Raw genomic sequence first — 16,399 nt, forward strand, 5'->3', positions numbered from 1 at the left:
GTTCTATGGAGTGCTCTATAAGACGAGCTTAAGCGTGTTTTTTGACACTGCTGCCGGACATGCTATCTACGGATTGAATAGCCGTAGGTGCTTTACGCAAGTATGCCATCCAATAGGCAGCTGCGACAAATATTGCTCCACCCGTTAGATTGCCGAGCCAGACGGGAACAAAGTTAGTGAAGTATTGCCCCCATGAATAGTAACCTTCAAAAATAGCTGCTGGAATTAGGAACATGTTAGCTACAACGTGCTGGAATCCGATCGCAACAAAGGCCATCGTTGGGAACCAAATACCAAGGATTTTGCCGCTGAAGTTATCTGCTCCATAGGAGAGCCACACTGCCAGCGCAACGAGCCAGTTACAGCCGATACCCGAAACAAATGCCGGAAAGAATTCTGCATCGATTTTATGACCAGCCATATCCACCAATTTCTCTAAATACACACCCTCTGAAGTTAAACCCACCACATGACCGAAGAAATAAGCTACAAATAATGCCCCTGCCAGATTACTAATCGTAATGAGCAAAAGATTCTTCACAACTTCCCAAAAAGAAATCTTCTTAGCCATAAAAGCGAGCGGCACGGCCATCATATTCCCTGTCAGCAGTTCTCCACCCGCAAGGAGTACCATGATCAGCCCAACGGGGAAGACTGCTGCCCCGATAAAGTTAGCAATGGAACCCCATTCCTGTGGTGCGCCAGCAATGACGCGAATATCCAATAAAAACCCGAGCGCAATAAACGCTCCTCCCAAAAAGCCCAGAATAAGTACGGTACTTAGCGGATTATGAGCTTTTTTTATGCCGTTCTCTACAGTTACTTCGGCAATTTGCTGCGGTTTGCTATAAGCCATGGTTCCTATCTCCTTCATCTATTTACTTCAAATTTGTTCCTTTATGAACATTGTAGCGTGTCGTAAAACACATTAACGTGATAATTATCACTTTGAGAAAACTAAGTGAAAGTTTTCACTGACATGTCAAATTTACTGCGACCTGTGCACAAATAGAAGTTTATGTATGACCGACTAAGCCAGCATATCTTGTTTCGTTGGATTACATTTGAGCGTACGCAGCAGCTATCGGACACAGTTGTCCTTATATGCAGCTATATCTCACTGTAGCTATACCTCACTGTAGTCATACCTCACTATCGGCATTCTATCGGACTCGGATGACTCTAATCGTAGCTTTTGAGCATATTTGGCCCACACCCGGACATCGGACCCAGATGCCCCTAATCTTAACTTTCGAGCACATTTGGCTTGCTATCGGACCCCATCGTCGCTATTAGCACGAAAAACACACTAGTTGTACCTCGTTCTATGTAATAGCTGCACTGGAGTCCGAAATCACGCTCAAAAGGCGATTAATTGCTATATAGCGCCTTCTGAGTCCGAAAGCTTCTGCGGAGGGATGATGACTCAGCACGATCGGACTCAGATGCCCCTAATCTTAACTTTCGAGCACATTTGGCTCGCTATCGGACCCCATAGTCGCTATTGCCACCAAAAACACAATAGTTGCACCTCATTCTATGTAATAGCTGCATTGGAGTCCGAAATCACACTCAAAAGGCGATTAATTGCTAAATAGCGGCTTCTGAGTCCGAAAGCTTCTGCGGTGGGCGTTGACTCAGCACGATCGGACTCAGATGACCCTAACCGTAGCTTCTGAACACATTTGGCTTACTATCGGACATCGGACTCAGATGACCCTATTGGTAGCATTTGAGCACATTTGGCTCGCTATCGAACCCCATAGTCGCTATTGCCACCAAAAACACACTAGCTGTACCTCATTCTATGTAATAGCTGCATTGGAGTCCGAAATCACGCTTAATAGGCGATTAATTACCAAATAGCGGCTTCTGGGTCCGATAGCTTCTGCGGTGGGCGTTGACTCAGCACGATCGGACTCAGATGACCTTATTCGTAACTTTCGAGCACATTTGACTTGCCATCGGACCCCATAGTCGCTATTGCCACCAAAAACACACTAGTTGTACCTCATTTTATGCAATAGCTGCATTGGAGTCCGAAATCATACTCAAACAGCGATTATTTGCTATATAGCGGCTTCTGAGTCCGAAAACTTCTAAGGAGGGCGGTGATTCAGCACGATCGGACTCAGATGACCTTATACGTAACTTTTGAGCACATTTGGCTTGCTATCGGACATCGGACTCAAATGACCTTAACTGTAACTTTCGAGCACATTTGGCTCGCTACCATCGCCGAAGCCATTGGATTGTACCTACCTATGCAGCTAATCATTCTGCACCTAACAAAAAAAGCAGCGATCCTCCCGTTACAGGAGGATCGCTGCTTCTCTAGCTTTATAAGGTTGTCTTTTTCCTCAATAAATCACTCAGGAACAACGTTCCTTTTTAAACCGTTACAGCCTCTTTGCTTGGTACTGTTGTCGGCAGTGCTTGAAGACCCACTGTATTCAGGAAGTTCCAAGGTTTGTTGTAATGCGGTTGGAAGAAGAAATCGATAAAGGCTAGTTGGTCGATTGTCATATGATTTTGAATGCATACAGACACTGTGTTGATCGATTGCGTCAGATCCATCTTGGACATAATTTGTGCCCCGAGAATACGGCGTGTGGCGCGATCAAACACTACTTTTAACTGAACCTGCTCAAAGGTTGGCATAAATTCTGGACGGTAATTATCAATAATCATGGCGGTTTCCACGTCCATTCCTTCAGCCTTAGCTCCTTCTTCAGTAAGCCCTGTTGCAGCGATATTATCTTCATAAATCTTAATGCCCGAAGTCCCTTGTGTACCCATATAAGGAATGGTCTCTGTTACCAAGTTGCGTGCAACTAAGGTTCCCATCCGCACAGCATTGGTTGCCAGTGGGATATAGGCGTGTTTGCCTGTAGGGTTGTAGTGAATCGCACAGCTGTCGCCCGCGGCATATACATCTGGGCAGCTAGTCTGCATATAGTTATTGACCACAATGGCACCATTAGGCAGCATATCGACTTGACCTTTTAAGAGTTCAGTATTAGGACGGAAACCAATGCAGAGAATGACCAGATCTGTTTCATGCTCTCCTTTGCTTGTAATAACCTTTGTTACCTTACCATCTTTGCCCGCAAAAGAGCTGACCTTCTCATTCAGTGCCAATTTAATCCCATGATCCTGAAAAGATTGTTCGATCGGTGCAGTAAATTCTTGATCCAGATATTTACTCAGAATGCGATCTTCACCATCAATTAGCGTAACTTGCTTCCCATTCATTTGAAAAGCTTCCACCAGTTCAACGCCGATATATCCAGCGCCGACGACGGTGATTTTATTCGCTTGTTTAGCTTTTTCTATAATAGTGTTGGAATGATCATAGTTCTTGGAAAGTAAAATCCCCTCGAGTTCAAATCCTTCAAGCTTCGGCACAATCGGCCATGAACCTGTAGTCATAATCAGCTTATCGTAGGTGTCAGCGAACTCGTGGCCTGTCTCCAGATTGCGTACACGCAATGTTTTGGACTTCGTATCCACTGCAGTTACTTCATGACGCATATTGGTCTTTACGCCAAGCTCTGCAAGCTTTTCTGGTGAAGAATAGAATAGCCCCTCTGGGTCTTTAACCACTCCACCTACATACAAGGCAATTCCACAGGATAAGAAGGAAATATTATCATTACGCTCATATACAGTAATCTCGGCATCTGGGTAAAGCTGAGCAGTATTCACAATTGCGGCGGTTCCGGCATGGGTACATCCAATGACAGCTACTTTCATTATTTCTTCCTCCTTCAAATGGACAATCGGGTTATATATTTGACTTGCATGACCGATCAATGATGGAATCTGATCAACAATGGGTTAGTTGTGATTTATTTCACTTTATAAATTGATTATATTGTGATATTTATCACATTACAAGTCTTTTCCGCCTATATCCTCAAATTGTTCACAATTTTAAGTTTTTTCCGCCACTGCTGCCGAATGCGACGACCTCATTAGCTTTGCCACGTGAGAGGTACATTATGATCTGCATTTGCAGGAATCCAAAGGAAGCATAAAAAAGGCTTCCCCTCTAATACAACAAGGAGAAGCCCTTTATTAAACACTTTTACACCAGACCGTGAATCTCTCCGTCCTCGTCCATCCATAGTCCCTCAGCAGCTGGCTTAGCTGGCAGACCTGGCATCGTAACGATATTGCCTGTAATAACTACCGCAAAGCCTGCACCAAGCGAAAGAGTAATATCTCGGACACCAATCGTAAAACCTTCCGGTGCTCCGAGGAGTCTAGGCTGGTCGGAGAAGGAATAAGGCGTCTTCGCCAAACATACTTGAAGATCATTTAGCCCAAGCCGCTCAATAACCGCCAGACTACGCTTAGCCGCCGGAGAAAAGTTCACTTCTGCCCCGCGGTAAATCTCACGGACAATTTTGTTGATTTTGGATGAAATGTCGAGATCTTTCTCATACAAAGGAGCAAAGTGGCTCGTGCCACTATTATTCAAGAGCTTGTTCAGCTCAGAAGCCAGCTCCTGTCCACCTGCACTACCTTCCGCCCATACTTTTGAGATTGCAGCCGGCACGTTTAAATTGCGGCAGGCCTCCAGTACATCGTTAATCTCGCCCTCACTGTCCCCTTCAAAATGATTAATGGCAACTAAAACAGGGACTCCAAATTTACCGAGATTCTCTACATGGCGTTCTAAATTCACCAATCCCGCGCGCAGCGCCGTCCGATTCTCGGTTAGAAGCTCACCTTTAGGCACACCACCGTTATATTTCAAGGACTTAACAGTTACGACAAGAACAGCAGCAGAAGGGGTTAACTCGGCCTGTTGGCATTTGATATCCATGAATTTCTCTGCACCAAGATCCGCTCCGAAGCCTGCTTCGGTGACCACAACATCCCCTAGCTTAAGGGCATAACGAGTGCCAATAACACTGCTGCAGCCATGAGCGATATTCGCAAACGGACCCCCGTGCACAATAACAGGCGTACCTTCCAGAGTCTGTACCAAGTTTGGCTTAACTGCTTCCTTAAGCAGCGCTGTCATCGCTTCAACGGCCCCGATTCGCTCGGCTGTCACCGGTTGTCCCTCTTGGTCATAACCAATTAGAATACGGTTCAAACGCTTCTTGAGATCAATGAGGCTATCGCATAGGCATAACACAGCCATAATCTCAGAAGCCGTTGTAATCTGAAAGCCACTTTCCCGTACGGCTCCGTTTCCGTCTCCGAGCCCAGTCACAATACTGCGCAGGCTGCGGTCATTCATATCCATGACACGTTTCCAAACGATACGCTGCGGATCCAGTCCCAGCTCATTGCCTTGGAAGATATGATTATCAATCATTGCGGACAATAAATTATGTGCAGAAGTTACCGCATGAATATCACCGGTAAAGTGCAAATTAATCTCATCAGCCGGAACAATCTGCGACTTCCCGCCGCCTGTTGCGCCGCCCTTCATCCCTAAGCAAGGCCCGAGCGACGGCTCACGTAAAGCAGCCACAGTCTTCACACCTGCTGCATTCATTGCCTGCGCCAACCCGATGGTTGTTAAGGTCTTACCCTCGCCAGCAGGGGTGGGATTCACCGCAGTGACCAGAACCAGCTTGCCATCTGGCTTGTTTTTCATTTCCTCCCATAAGGATGGCGAGAGTTTGCTTTTATATTTGCCGTATAGTTCCAGATGCTGCTCGTCGATCCCTGCTTGTGCTGCTACCTCTGTAATTAACTTCATGCTTGTATAAAACCCTCCTGCCGTTATTATCCTGCTGTACTCCACTTTTTTATGCATGTTCGCACAGTTGCTATATTCTCTTCAAAGGATACATGGTCTTTTTAAAGCGTCAAGTATAATTTATCACAATAAAAATTCAAGGCAATCTCCATTAATCCTTTTAAAAAAAGAAAATCCCCGCGAGCATCGGTCGAAACCGAGTCGAAGGGATACTTGGAAGATCACTCTGCAACTAACCCCATAAAGGGTCTACAGGAGTGACTCAATATGTTGTTTCATCGTTTCCGGCGATTCTTTGGGCTCCACACGAGCCACTACATTGCCGCTGCGATCAATAAGAAATTTCGTGAAATTCCAGCTAATGTCGCTGCTGTCTCCAGCACCAGGCTGCTGCTCCTTCAAATAATTGAAAAGCGGGCTGGCATCCGGTCCATTAACATCAACTTTGGCGAAGACCGGAAAGGTAACTCCATAATTAATCTGACAGAATTCCTCAGCCTCTTCACTCGTACCTGGCTCCTGACCCGCAAACTGGTTGCAGGGGAATCCTAATACTACAAGTCCTTGATCGCTATACTGTTCGTATAGCTTCTGAAGGTCTCCATACTGTGGTGTAAGTCCGCACTTACTAGCCGTATTAGCAATCAGCAGCACCTTACCTTCATACTCCGCAAACGGCACTTCTTTACCCGAAGGTGTAACGCCGGCAAAATTGTAGATCGACATCTTTATTCCCCTTCCTTCCTTGTACTTGGACTACACTACGTATCTTACCCGAACTGTAAGGGAATGCAACTTCTGAACTCTTTGTATTGCCATAGAAAAAGCAGCCCTACCCATTTCATAGGACTGCTCTCTGCGTCTGTGTTATTTCGATACCGGAATTGCGTCATAATATTCTTCCAACGTAATATCCTTCTCATTGATATAAGTTGCAATGTCCTTGCCTACATAACGGATATGCCAAGGCTCGTACTTATATCCGGTAATGTCTTGCTTACCTTCAGGATATCTGATGATAAAACCATATTCCCCTACATGCTTGGCCAACCACTCGGCTTCCTTCGTCCCACCAAAACAGCTCTCGGCGGCACATTTTCCATCACTTCCCGAGACATCAATAGCCAGCCCGGTCTGATGCTCGCTGTAGCCGGGGACTGCACTGTAAGTACGGGCTTTTTCTTCCCCATCTCTCTCCACATAACGGTTATACAAAGTCGTCTGGGTTGCCTGTGACCGGTATGCAGAAACGCCTGCTAAATAAATTCCGTCTTCCTCTGCACCTGCGAACATCTTCTCCAAGGCTTTGGCAGCTTCACTTCGCATCATACGCTTTTCGATTTTCTCTTTGAATGTAAAACGGACATCAGGATAGACAAGATCCGTTGGTTTATAATTATCAGGCAAGCCGTACTGCTTATTTACCATCACTGTAATACTATCAGGCTCTGCAGAAATAGGATCTGGAACACTACCCGCATTATCACCGCCTGATTCAGGCGGATTAGAGGGTTCAGATGGATCAGCTACTGCCGGGTCTGTAATCCCCCCTCCATCACTTTCCCCCGTATTCCCAGGCTCACCTTGAAGATTATCCCCCACATTTATATTAGAACCGTTACTCTCCGAAGCAGAAGGAGACGTGTACTTTCCTATTCCCCAACCGACAGCAATAACGACAATTAACAAGATTATAATTTTAAATTTTTTTGACATCTGTAAGTTCTTCCTCCTCGAAGCCGAACATTCTATTTATCTATTAGACAGGCTTTCCTTCATAAATGTTTCACTAAGAACCTAATTTAAAAATAAAAATCAATATGTTCCACGCTATAAAATAAAGGTTACCATAGGTCATTAGCTTCAGCGCTAACTACCCTATGGTAACAAGTTTCATCTATAAAACTCTACTAACTTTATCTGGAAGTGCCGCGACCGCCGCTTTTAAAGCCACCGGATCCATTGCTACGGCCACCGCGTGAAGATCCACCACCGCTGTTGCGGCCGCCTTTGCCAGCAGCGCCACCCTTGGCACCGCCGTATCCACCTTTGCTGCCTTTACCACCTTTGCCGCCTCTAGACGGGCCTGAACCATAGCCGCTGCCTAAGCCGCCACGTGGAGTGCCTCCAGTGTAGGCACCGCCGTCCGCACCTCTAGCTACGTTCTCACTGTAGCCAGTGCTTGGTCCGCCCTTCCGGTTCGCACCGCGCGAACCGGCGCTAGGCGTTGCCGCGTTGCCGCTGGCAGACGCTTCGCCTCGGGAGGCGAAGGCGCCATAGCCGCCGCCTACTCGCACTACGCCGGCAGCCTTGCCGCCGCCCTTAGGAGCAGCAGCGTCATAGCCGCTGCCGCCACGCTTGCCCGCCGCCGCATCGGAACGACCGCGGCGTCCTTCTGCAGGCGCGCCCCAGCCGCCTGCTTCTTTACCGCGGCCACGGCCACCTTGCCGCGCTCCGCCTTCGCCGCGCGGAGCTCCGCCGCGGCCAGAGCCGCCGGTCTTCGGCCCGCGGCCCGTGCGCGCTGCCTCAGCGCCGCCGCTTTGGCGACCGCCGTGGCGTCCGCCTCCTTGCACAGGGATGAATTCGCCAACGCCGAATTCGTCCTTCTCGTAACGGCGGCGATCCAGCCGCTGCGAGATGCCATGCTCGATCAAATCCAGACCCTCTTGATCACGTGGAGATACGAAAGTAATCGCAAGCCCTTTGCCACCAGCACGGCCAGTCCGGCCAATCCGGTGAATATAGCTATCCACATCAAGCGGCATATCATAGTTAAAGATGTGAGTAATACCTTCAACATCCAGACCCCGAGCTGCTACGTCTGTCGCTACAAGCAGCTGCAGCTTCGCATCACGGAATCTTTTCATCACGCCTTCACGTTTACCTTGGGACAAATCACCGTGCAGCTCGTCGCATTCATAACCGGCTGCTTGCAGCGCTTCGTTCAGGTTGGATACCCGCCGTTTCGTCCGGCAGAAAATAATAGCCAAGTAAGGACGATCCCGTTCAATGAGGGATTTGAGCGCTTCTTCTTTATTGCGGTCCGAGCATTCCACTACTTGTTGTTTGATATTATCCAGCGGAATCGGAGAACCACTCTTAATGATGATATCCAGTGGCTCTTTCATGTAATTAGCAGCGAGACGTTTAATCGGATCAGGCATTGTCGCGGAGAACAACATAGTCTGACGACGATAAGGGACAGCCGTAATGATGGTCTCAACATCCTCCAAGAAGCCCATGTGCAGCATTTGATCGGCTTCGTCCAGAACGAGCATTTTTACGCCGCTAAGATCCAGCGTCTCCCGGCGCATATGATCCAAAAGTCTGCCCGGTGTACCGATGATAAGATGTCTGCCGCCTTCCAGCTTGCGCAGTTGCTTCTCTACATCCTGACCACCGTAAACCGCCAATATTTTAATATCCGTATGACGCGCCAGCTTGCGTGCCTCTTCTGTAATTTGCAAAGCCAGCTCACGTGTTGGAGCCATAATCAGCGCCTGAGGATAAGCCCGCTCCGTATGGATCTTGTCCATAATTGGCAGCAAAAAGGCCAAAGTCTTCCCTGTACCTGTCTTCGCTCTAGCTATTACATCCAAGCCCTGCACCAGTGGCGGAATGGCTTCCTGTTGCACTGGCGTAGGTTTAACAATGCCTTGACTTTGAAGCAATGTACACAGTAATTCTGAAACTCCTAAATCTTTAAATCCCGGCAAATTCTCCACCTCACTATTTTCTCGGTTTAATTTGATTACATCTCTTTCTTAACTTCCGTCTTCAAAAGCCCTGTATGAGGCAGCCTGCATAGGCTGTCCTGTTCTGGGCATATGCTTCAGATTCAGCTATATTCAAACAAAAGCGGAAGAACACCGTCACCGGCATCCTTCCGTCCCATGTATCCCTTGACCCGTTAAAAGAGTGCGGTCAAAGTTCGGTTTCTGGGCAGCAGCGATCCACCGGACGTTAAGACGGCACTCCATTTGCGTTCCATTCCACTTTATACAATAGAAGTAAAGTTAAGCTTAGAAAGTTATCTTTTATATTGTACTTGATAGAAAGGCATTTGTGTGAAACTGCTGAAGAATAATTATTCAAATCCCTTAAGCTAGAACCTTCCCGATTTAAAAATCGCATAGATCAGCCACAAGAACATCAGAAGTGCCACTACGCTGCCAACCTCCACTGTAGGGAAATTCCATAACACTGAAGGCTGTCCACGCATCGCAGTACCAATAATGAGTCCTGTCATGATGATGCTAAACGCGAGCATCACAATACTGAATGCTAAACGGTTACCTACCCGGTCCAGCTTACGCTCCAGATTCTGCATCTCAGGTGCCACAATCTCCACCTTTATCTTGCCCTTACTGATCAGCGCGGATAACTGCTTAGCCTGCCCAGGAAGCTCCAGCAGACTCTCTGTTAAGTCGGCTACGCCTCCGAGGAACTTACGCTGCAATCGACTGCCGCTAAAGCGCTGCTTCACAAGTTCCCGCCCAAAGGGTTCCGCCATCTCCAAAATACTGATGGTTGGATCTAAGTTGCTGATGACTCCCTCCAGCGTGAGCATTGTCTTCCCTAACATCGTCAAATCCGGCGGCAGCACTAGACGGTGTTTTCGCGCTATCCCGAACAGATCATTCAGGGCTTTGCCAATACTCATTTTGCTAAATGGAACATCATAATATTCATCCCGCAGCCGATCCATATCATCATGCAGCGCACTTCGATCAGCATCCTCAGGAATGACTCCAAGACGCAAAATTGCCCGGACCATTGCATCCGTATTTTTGCGCATTAGAGCGATAATAAGTGCAGATAGCTGCTCCTTCATCTCCTCATTCAGCCGACCCATCATGCCAAAATCAATCAAAGCCAGCTTTCCATCACCCATCCGTATAACATTGCCCGGATGAGGATCAGCATGGAAAAAACCATGAATGAAGATTTGTCTAAGCATCATCTCCACAATTTGCTGTGCGATGGCTTTAAGCTTAACGCCGTTACTCAGCAGCTCATCGCGACGACTCAGCGTTGTCCCTACCACATATTCCATCGTCAGCACTCGTGCTGACGTATAGTCCCAATAGATATCCGGGATGTACACTCCCTCATAATCCATCTGCTGATCGATTTTCTCTGCATTACGTCCCTCTTGGCTATAATCCAGCTCGCCAAGCAGCGATTTAGAGAACTCCTCTACCATACGGCACAGCTGATATTGCCTCGCCCAGCTGAGCCGCTTTTCAGCAAGCGTGCTTAAATCTTTGAGAATTTCCAAATCCCTGCTCATCGTTCGCAGAATACCAGGACGTTGAACTTTAACAGCTACGACTTGTCCACTGTGAAGTACAGCCCTATGCACCTGACCAATGGATGCCGCAGCAAGTGGCGTATCCTCAAAAGAGTTAAAGATTTCATCCATATGCTGATCCAGTTCCTGCTCAATGATCGCGCGCACGCGGTCGACAGGAAAAGGAGGCACATTATCCTGTAGTTTTACCAATTCCTGAATAATAGAATCAGGCAGCAGATCTGAACGGGTACTGGCGAGTTGTCCCAGCTTAATAAAGGTTGGACCCAAATCCTCCAGCACCAGCCGAATCCGCTCCCCGAGCGTAAGGCTTGTGTGTGCTTCCTGCGTTACAAGACGACGTGGAAGGGATAGTAAGTGATAGAGCCCCAGCTCTTCCACCATATAGCCAAAACCATGGCGCATAAGCGCCATGGCGATTGCCCGGTAACGTCCGGCATGTCTAATGCGTACTGCCATTTAGTCCGAACGCGTTTCCGCCGATGTTCCCTCTAGATGGGAAATTCCCTCTAGCTCGGCCAACCGGCGCTCCAATACTGCAATTCGCCCTTCCAGCTCGGCAATATCGTTTTGTACAGGCACATTCATTTCCTTCAGCACGCGTTGTACTTGCTCTTGTACAGCAGACTTGAACATGCCTCGTTCTTCCTCACCACGTTCAATCAACCGATCGACGAGAGCCCTAGATTCCGAAGGAGCAAGCTCCCCGCGTTTCACTAGTTCTTCAACAACCTTCTCTACTTTTTCCTTACTGACAATGGTGAGGCCCACTCCTAAAGAGATCGCTTTTTTAAACAAATCACTCATGGCACTTTCCTCCCAAAGATTCCGTTTCATTACATAACGGAGTTTATGATTAAAGTATACCCCACTGTGTACGTATTTCAAAAAAAACACAACATTCCTTAGTTAGTGACCGGAATACGGGCAGCCCAAGTAGCCGCCTGTAGAATTAGTTTACGTAGTGCCGGATGACGGAAGGAGGGTTCATGATGACCAGGCATTAGGAATACTACTCGTCCTAAACCGTAGCTATGGCACCATGCAGCTGGAATCCATTGACCCTCCGATTCATATTGAAGCAGAATAGTCCGCTCTGTGAACGGGTCAAATTCAAAATGATATGGCTCCTCATCCAATTGGAAATCTTCCACACCTTCGGTGATGTCATGCTCCAGCACCTTGAAGTTCATCGGTTCGTAAGCCGTGTGTCCGTTAAAACGACCCCCTATTAGCTGAGCAAGCTCGTTACGTTTCGTCAACGAAGCTCCCGTATGAAGAACAATGAGTCCTCCTCCTCCACTTACATAGCTGAGCAAACCAGCCGTTTGTTGAGGGGAGACTGTTTCGTTCCACAATTCATTGTAAGCGATACATAGGTCATAACTTGCTAAATGCTCAATGCGCATTAATTTTTTATTTTCTGAACATTGCACGGTTAATAAATCATTTAAGATCTCGCTAATTTGTTGGTCCACTCCTTGAAGTGGATGAAACCGGGGATGGGTGTAATCACCAAGTAATAGACATTTTCTCTTGTCCATGGGATCCTCCTCCTTATTCGTTGTTATTATTCGTCACATGTTGCCTATATTCTAAGGAAAACTGCCGCGAATGTCCATGCAGATGGCAGGTATATTGCTCTTTGGGCTTATTTTTCCGGGTAAAAAAGCATCCCCGGCCATGATAACAGGCGGGAATGCTTCTGTGCGATAACGTCATTCGTGTAAAGCTGACGCAACTTGTGACTTAGCGATTCGCCGCCACATATTTGCCTAGCTCTACAATCATGCTTCCCATCCGTTCATGCTCAGGCATAATGATACGCTGTACGCCCTCTTCTTTAAGCGCCTCAGAGGTAATCCGTCCTACAGAAACAGCAAGCACTTTATCCTCGAAAGACTTCAGCATTTCTTCCAGCTTTCCCTGTTCCCGGGCAAATTGACAGAGAAAACGAAACTGTGGTGCACTCGTAAAAGCCACGGCATCAATTTTGCCTGATATGATTTCTAGAAGCAATCTTTCCAGTTCGCCCGGCTCAGGTGGGGTATGGCGATACGGCAGCACTTGGCGGGTAGTAGCCCCAGCCTCCTGCAGCCATGCAAGCATATGAGGAGCTGGATCTCCGTGCAGCTGAAGAACGACTTCTTTCCCCTGCAAATTCAGGGATTGAAGCCCACGAATCAATCCGATTGTACTTCCGTCGTCGTCACGAATCTCCGGCGTAAGTCCTCTTTTTTTCAAAGCATTCACTGTCTTATAACCCCGTGCGGCAATAATAGAACCAGAAAGTACTTCTAAGAAACGTTCTTCGATCCCCATTCGCTCAGCCATATCGAAGAGAGCATCAAGTCCCATCCCTGTAGTCAGGATCGCCAAGTAGGGAGGCTGATTGATCCATGCATTCAAACCTTCCTGCAATGCCTCATCATCAAGAAATACAGTCCCTTGAGCAGGTCGGCATACTGCCGTCCCCCCCATATTCTGAACCAGCTTGGCCATTTCTTCCGATTTGCGTGGACCCGCCAAGGCGACAGTGAACCCTTTTAATTGCTCTGCCATTTCCTATTATCTCTCCTCTCTCCATTGCCTAACCCAACATTATTGTTTATCAGTATACTTGCAAAGGAGTTGAAAAGGGAAGATAAAAAGCCGGTTCTCCTATCAGAAATCATTCTTATTGCCAGAAGCGTGTATCTTAAAGCGGCTCGCCAGCTTTTGCAGTTCTTCTGCAAGACGGCTAAGGTCGGTAGACGAAGATGCCATCTCCTCTACAGAAGCAAGCTGTTCTTGTGCGGCAGTTGCGATAGTTTCCGTATTCACAGCCGCCTCTTCCGATATGCCGCGAATTTCCCCAATAGCCTTCTCCATATGATTAGACTCCACCAATAAGGTCTGCACAACCCCGCCCATGGCTTCAATCTTCTCCGCGGCACTCTTTACTGCTCTTCGGATACGGGAGAAAGAACGGCCGGAAGTATCCACAGCCTCAATACCTTCGGATACGCGCTGTCTGGTGTCTTGCATCGTATGAGTTACCAGCAGCATTTCACTATTAATAGCGGTAATCTGCTCGGCAATCAAATGTGCGGATCTCTCTGATTCCTCTGCCAGCTTACGCACCTCGGCAGCAACCACCGCAAATCCACGCCCTTGTTCCCCGGCTCTGGCTGCCTCAATGGAAGCATTGAGCGCCAGCAGATTGGTCTGGCGGGCAATCCCTGTGATAACGCCAACAATACCCTCAATTTGACTGGTTCTCTCATTCAGTTTGTCAATTACACTGCCTAGCTCTCCGACCGTTTCATGGATACCATTGATTTTGTCCACTACGCTGATAACCGAATCATTGCCTTCTGATGCTGAGAGTGAGGTCTTGTCCATCATTGTAGATACTTGCTCCATATATGTGGAAATCTGCTCGACCTCGCTGGCTGTAGCAGCAGTGCTCTCCATTCCTTTTCGTACACTAACCACCTGTCGCTCCGTCCCTGCTGCTACGTCCTGAATCGCTATGGTTACCTGCTCAATCGTTTGGGCAGTCTGATCCGCACTAGCCGTCAGTTCTTCCGCTGAGGAGGATACATTGCTTGTCATCTCCTGCACACCAATAATCATCTCGCGCAAGCTAATCACCATTAATTGAAAATTCTCTGCCAGCAGCCCTATTTCATCTTTACGGAAAACACCCATGTCTTCCGACAGATCACCTTTGGCTATCACCGCAGTTGCTTTCCGCAGCCGGAAAAGCGGTCTCAAAATCGATTGAATATTAAAATAAATCACAACCAGCGCAAGCAGAACGGAAACTACAATAACAAGCAGAGCTGTATCGCGAATTCTACTAGTTGCTGAGTTAACCTCATCAATGCTGATCGTACCTCCGATTCTCCAACCCGTCAGTTCATTGACCATAAAGGTCATCTTTTTGGACGTATCCTTGAAGACATAATCGAAGACCCCTTGTTCTTTCTCGAACATTTTCTTAACAAAATCATCAGACGATTCCTGCCCGATAGCTTCTGTAGGATGAACTAGAAACTTCTTGCTGTTATCAACGATGAGGATATAACCTTCCTTGCCTACCTTAATTGAGGTCAGCTCCCCTAAAGTAGACAGGTTAAGATTCATTGTGATCACCCCATCACCGCCCTTAAGAACCGTTGATATCGCAACCGCGGTTTCCTTATTTACGGTTTGAAAAGCAGGAGAAATCACAGCCCCTTTCCCTTGCTTCAGAGAATTAATATAGGCGCTTTCCTGCCTTGGATCATAACCCTCCGGCAGCTTAGCATCTAAAGCATGAATAGCCTTGCCATTGCTTGTACCCACATAAATGTCCAGTACATCCGGATGCAGCGCCACATATTCCTTCAGTCTGGCTTTTACAGCAGAGGAAGTCCCCCCAGATCCCTCACTGTTGATCCCCTCAGATGAAAATTCCGCGGCAAAATAAGAAATCGCATCTATTTTGGATTGAATATTAGAGTTAATGATTTCATTTACGGCCAGCACACTTTCGGTAGCATTGTTCACCAGTTGATCTTCCACTTCCTGGCTGGCAGCTTGATAGGTTCGCCAGCCTATTATAATACTGGGCAGCAGCAGTATTATTAGATATGTAAGAATTAACTTGGTACGGATAGTCATACCCGCATTTTTTTTCATAGATGTCATCATCTCTCTCTCATCTGAGTCTTAGGCAAGGATACATTTACCAGACTTAATATATAATTTTATATCTGTTTTAGGAACCGATTTTCCTCCTATCTTTCTTCGTTTTTCTCATTTTTTTTGAGAATTGTCATATAAATGCAACAAAAAAGGCCGCCTCAATGAAAGCGGTCTCTTCCGATATACTTATTATTGCCGCGGCACAGGGCTCCGGCACCTCTATCCTAATTATTCTTTTTGTTCTTACAGTTCGGGCAGACGCCCCCAAATACTACATGGGCATGACCAATGGTATAACCGGTATCCTTGGCCACTGTATCCATCCATTCACGCGGAACTTGATTCATAACCTCATCTACTGCTCCACAAACCTCACAAATGATATGCTGGTGATCATCCATACGTGCGTCATATCTGCTGGCAGCTTCACCAAGCTTAAGCTCACGAATCATTTGTTTATCTGAAAGATAACGCAGAGAGTTATATACAGTACCGTATGCTAAGCTATGTCCCTGCTCTACTAGCCGATTCATCACTTCCGCAGCAGTAGGATGGTCATGTGAATTAAGGACGATATCGTAAACGGCTTGACGTTGGGAGGTCAAATTTAGACTTTTCATTCCTATCATCCTCTAACTTATTTTTAGATCAAGTATAAATCTTGTGGATGGGAACGTCAATCCCAT

Annotated in this window: 12 protein-coding genes; all 12 read right to left on the reverse strand. The window is 47.1% G+C overall.

Annotation, left to right across the window (positions count from 1 at the left end; all coding sequences use genetic code 11):
• Positions 1 to 28: 28 nt before the first annotated feature.
• The 12 genes from PODO_RS28140 to PODO_RS28195 all read right to left on the reverse strand — a co-directional run bounded on the left by PODO_RS28140 (position 29) and on the right by PODO_RS28195 (position 16,333).
• Positions 29 to 856: a formate/nitrite transporter family protein gene (locus PODO_RS28140; protein WP_036681949.1), complete on the reverse strand. Its 828-nt coding sequence runs from the start codon at positions 854 to 856 to the stop codon at positions 29 to 31.
• 1,535 nt (positions 857 to 2,391) lie between these two features.
• Positions 2,392 to 3,756, reverse strand: a complete 1,365-nt coding sequence (locus PODO_RS28145; protein WP_038573671.1) for an FAD-dependent oxidoreductase — start codon at positions 3,754 to 3,756, stop codon at positions 2,392 to 2,394.
• A gap of 334 nt (positions 3,757 to 4,090) precedes the next feature.
• Positions 4,091 to 5,725, reverse strand: a complete 1,635-nt coding sequence (locus tag PODO_RS28150) for a formate--tetrahydrofolate ligase (RefSeq protein ID WP_038573673.1) — start codon at positions 5,723 to 5,725, stop codon at positions 4,091 to 4,093.
• Between the two features lie 249 nt (positions 5,726 to 5,974).
• Positions 5,975 to 6,451 (reverse strand): glutathione peroxidase, encoded by a 477-nt coding sequence (locus PODO_RS28155; protein WP_036681956.1) that lies wholly within the window; start codon positions 6,449 to 6,451, stop codon positions 5,975 to 5,977.
• A 141-nt stretch (positions 6,452 to 6,592) separates the two neighbouring features.
• Positions 6,593 to 7,441: a M15 family metallopeptidase gene (locus PODO_RS28160; protein WP_038573675.1), complete on the reverse strand. Its 849-nt coding sequence runs from the start codon at positions 7,439 to 7,441 to the stop codon at positions 6,593 to 6,595.
• Between the two features lie 200 nt (positions 7,442 to 7,641).
• Entirely contained in the window at positions 7,642 to 9,441 is a 1,800-nt protein-coding gene (locus PODO_RS28165; RefSeq protein ID WP_038573677.1) for a DEAD/DEAH box helicase, read from the reverse strand.
• Between the two features lie 389 nt (positions 9,442 to 9,830).
• A complete protein-coding gene (locus PODO_RS28170; RefSeq protein ID WP_038573679.1) occupies positions 9,831 to 11,498 on the reverse strand; it encodes an ABC1 kinase family protein in 1,668 nt (555 codons plus the stop codon).
• On the reverse strand, positions 11,499 to 11,846 hold the full coding sequence (locus PODO_RS28175; protein ID WP_036681962.1) for a phasin family protein: 348 nt from the start codon (positions 11,844 to 11,846) through the stop codon (positions 11,499 to 11,501).
• Between the two features lie 98 nt (positions 11,847 to 11,944).
• Positions 11,945 to 12,583, reverse strand: a complete 639-nt coding sequence (locus tag PODO_RS28180) for a ThuA domain-containing protein (RefSeq protein WP_036681964.1) — start codon at positions 12,581 to 12,583, stop codon at positions 11,945 to 11,947.
• A gap of 205 nt (positions 12,584 to 12,788) precedes the next feature.
• The gene (locus tag PODO_RS28185; RefSeq protein ID WP_038573681.1) at positions 12,789 to 13,601 is read right to left on the reverse strand and encodes a uroporphyrinogen-III synthase; all 813 of its coding nucleotides are present in this window, start codon (positions 13,599 to 13,601) and stop codon (positions 12,789 to 12,791) included.
• A 102-nt stretch (positions 13,602 to 13,703) separates the two neighbouring features.
• Positions 13,704 to 15,719: a methyl-accepting chemotaxis protein gene (locus tag PODO_RS28190; protein WP_038573683.1), complete on the reverse strand. Its 2,016-nt coding sequence runs from the start codon at positions 15,717 to 15,719 to the stop codon at positions 13,704 to 13,706.
• Positions 15,720 to 15,937: 218 nt separating this feature from the next.
• Positions 15,938 to 16,333, reverse strand: coding sequence for a Fur family transcriptional regulator (locus tag PODO_RS28195; protein ID WP_036681969.1), 396 nt, complete (start codon positions 16,331 to 16,333; stop codon positions 15,938 to 15,940).
• Positions 16,334 to 16,399: the final 66 nt, after the last annotated feature.

Source organism: Paenibacillus odorifer (assembly GCF_000758725.1).
In the GTDB taxonomy this organism is placed as follows: domain Bacteria; phylum Bacillota; class Bacilli; order Paenibacillales; family Paenibacillaceae; genus Paenibacillus_AQ; species Paenibacillus_AQ odorifer.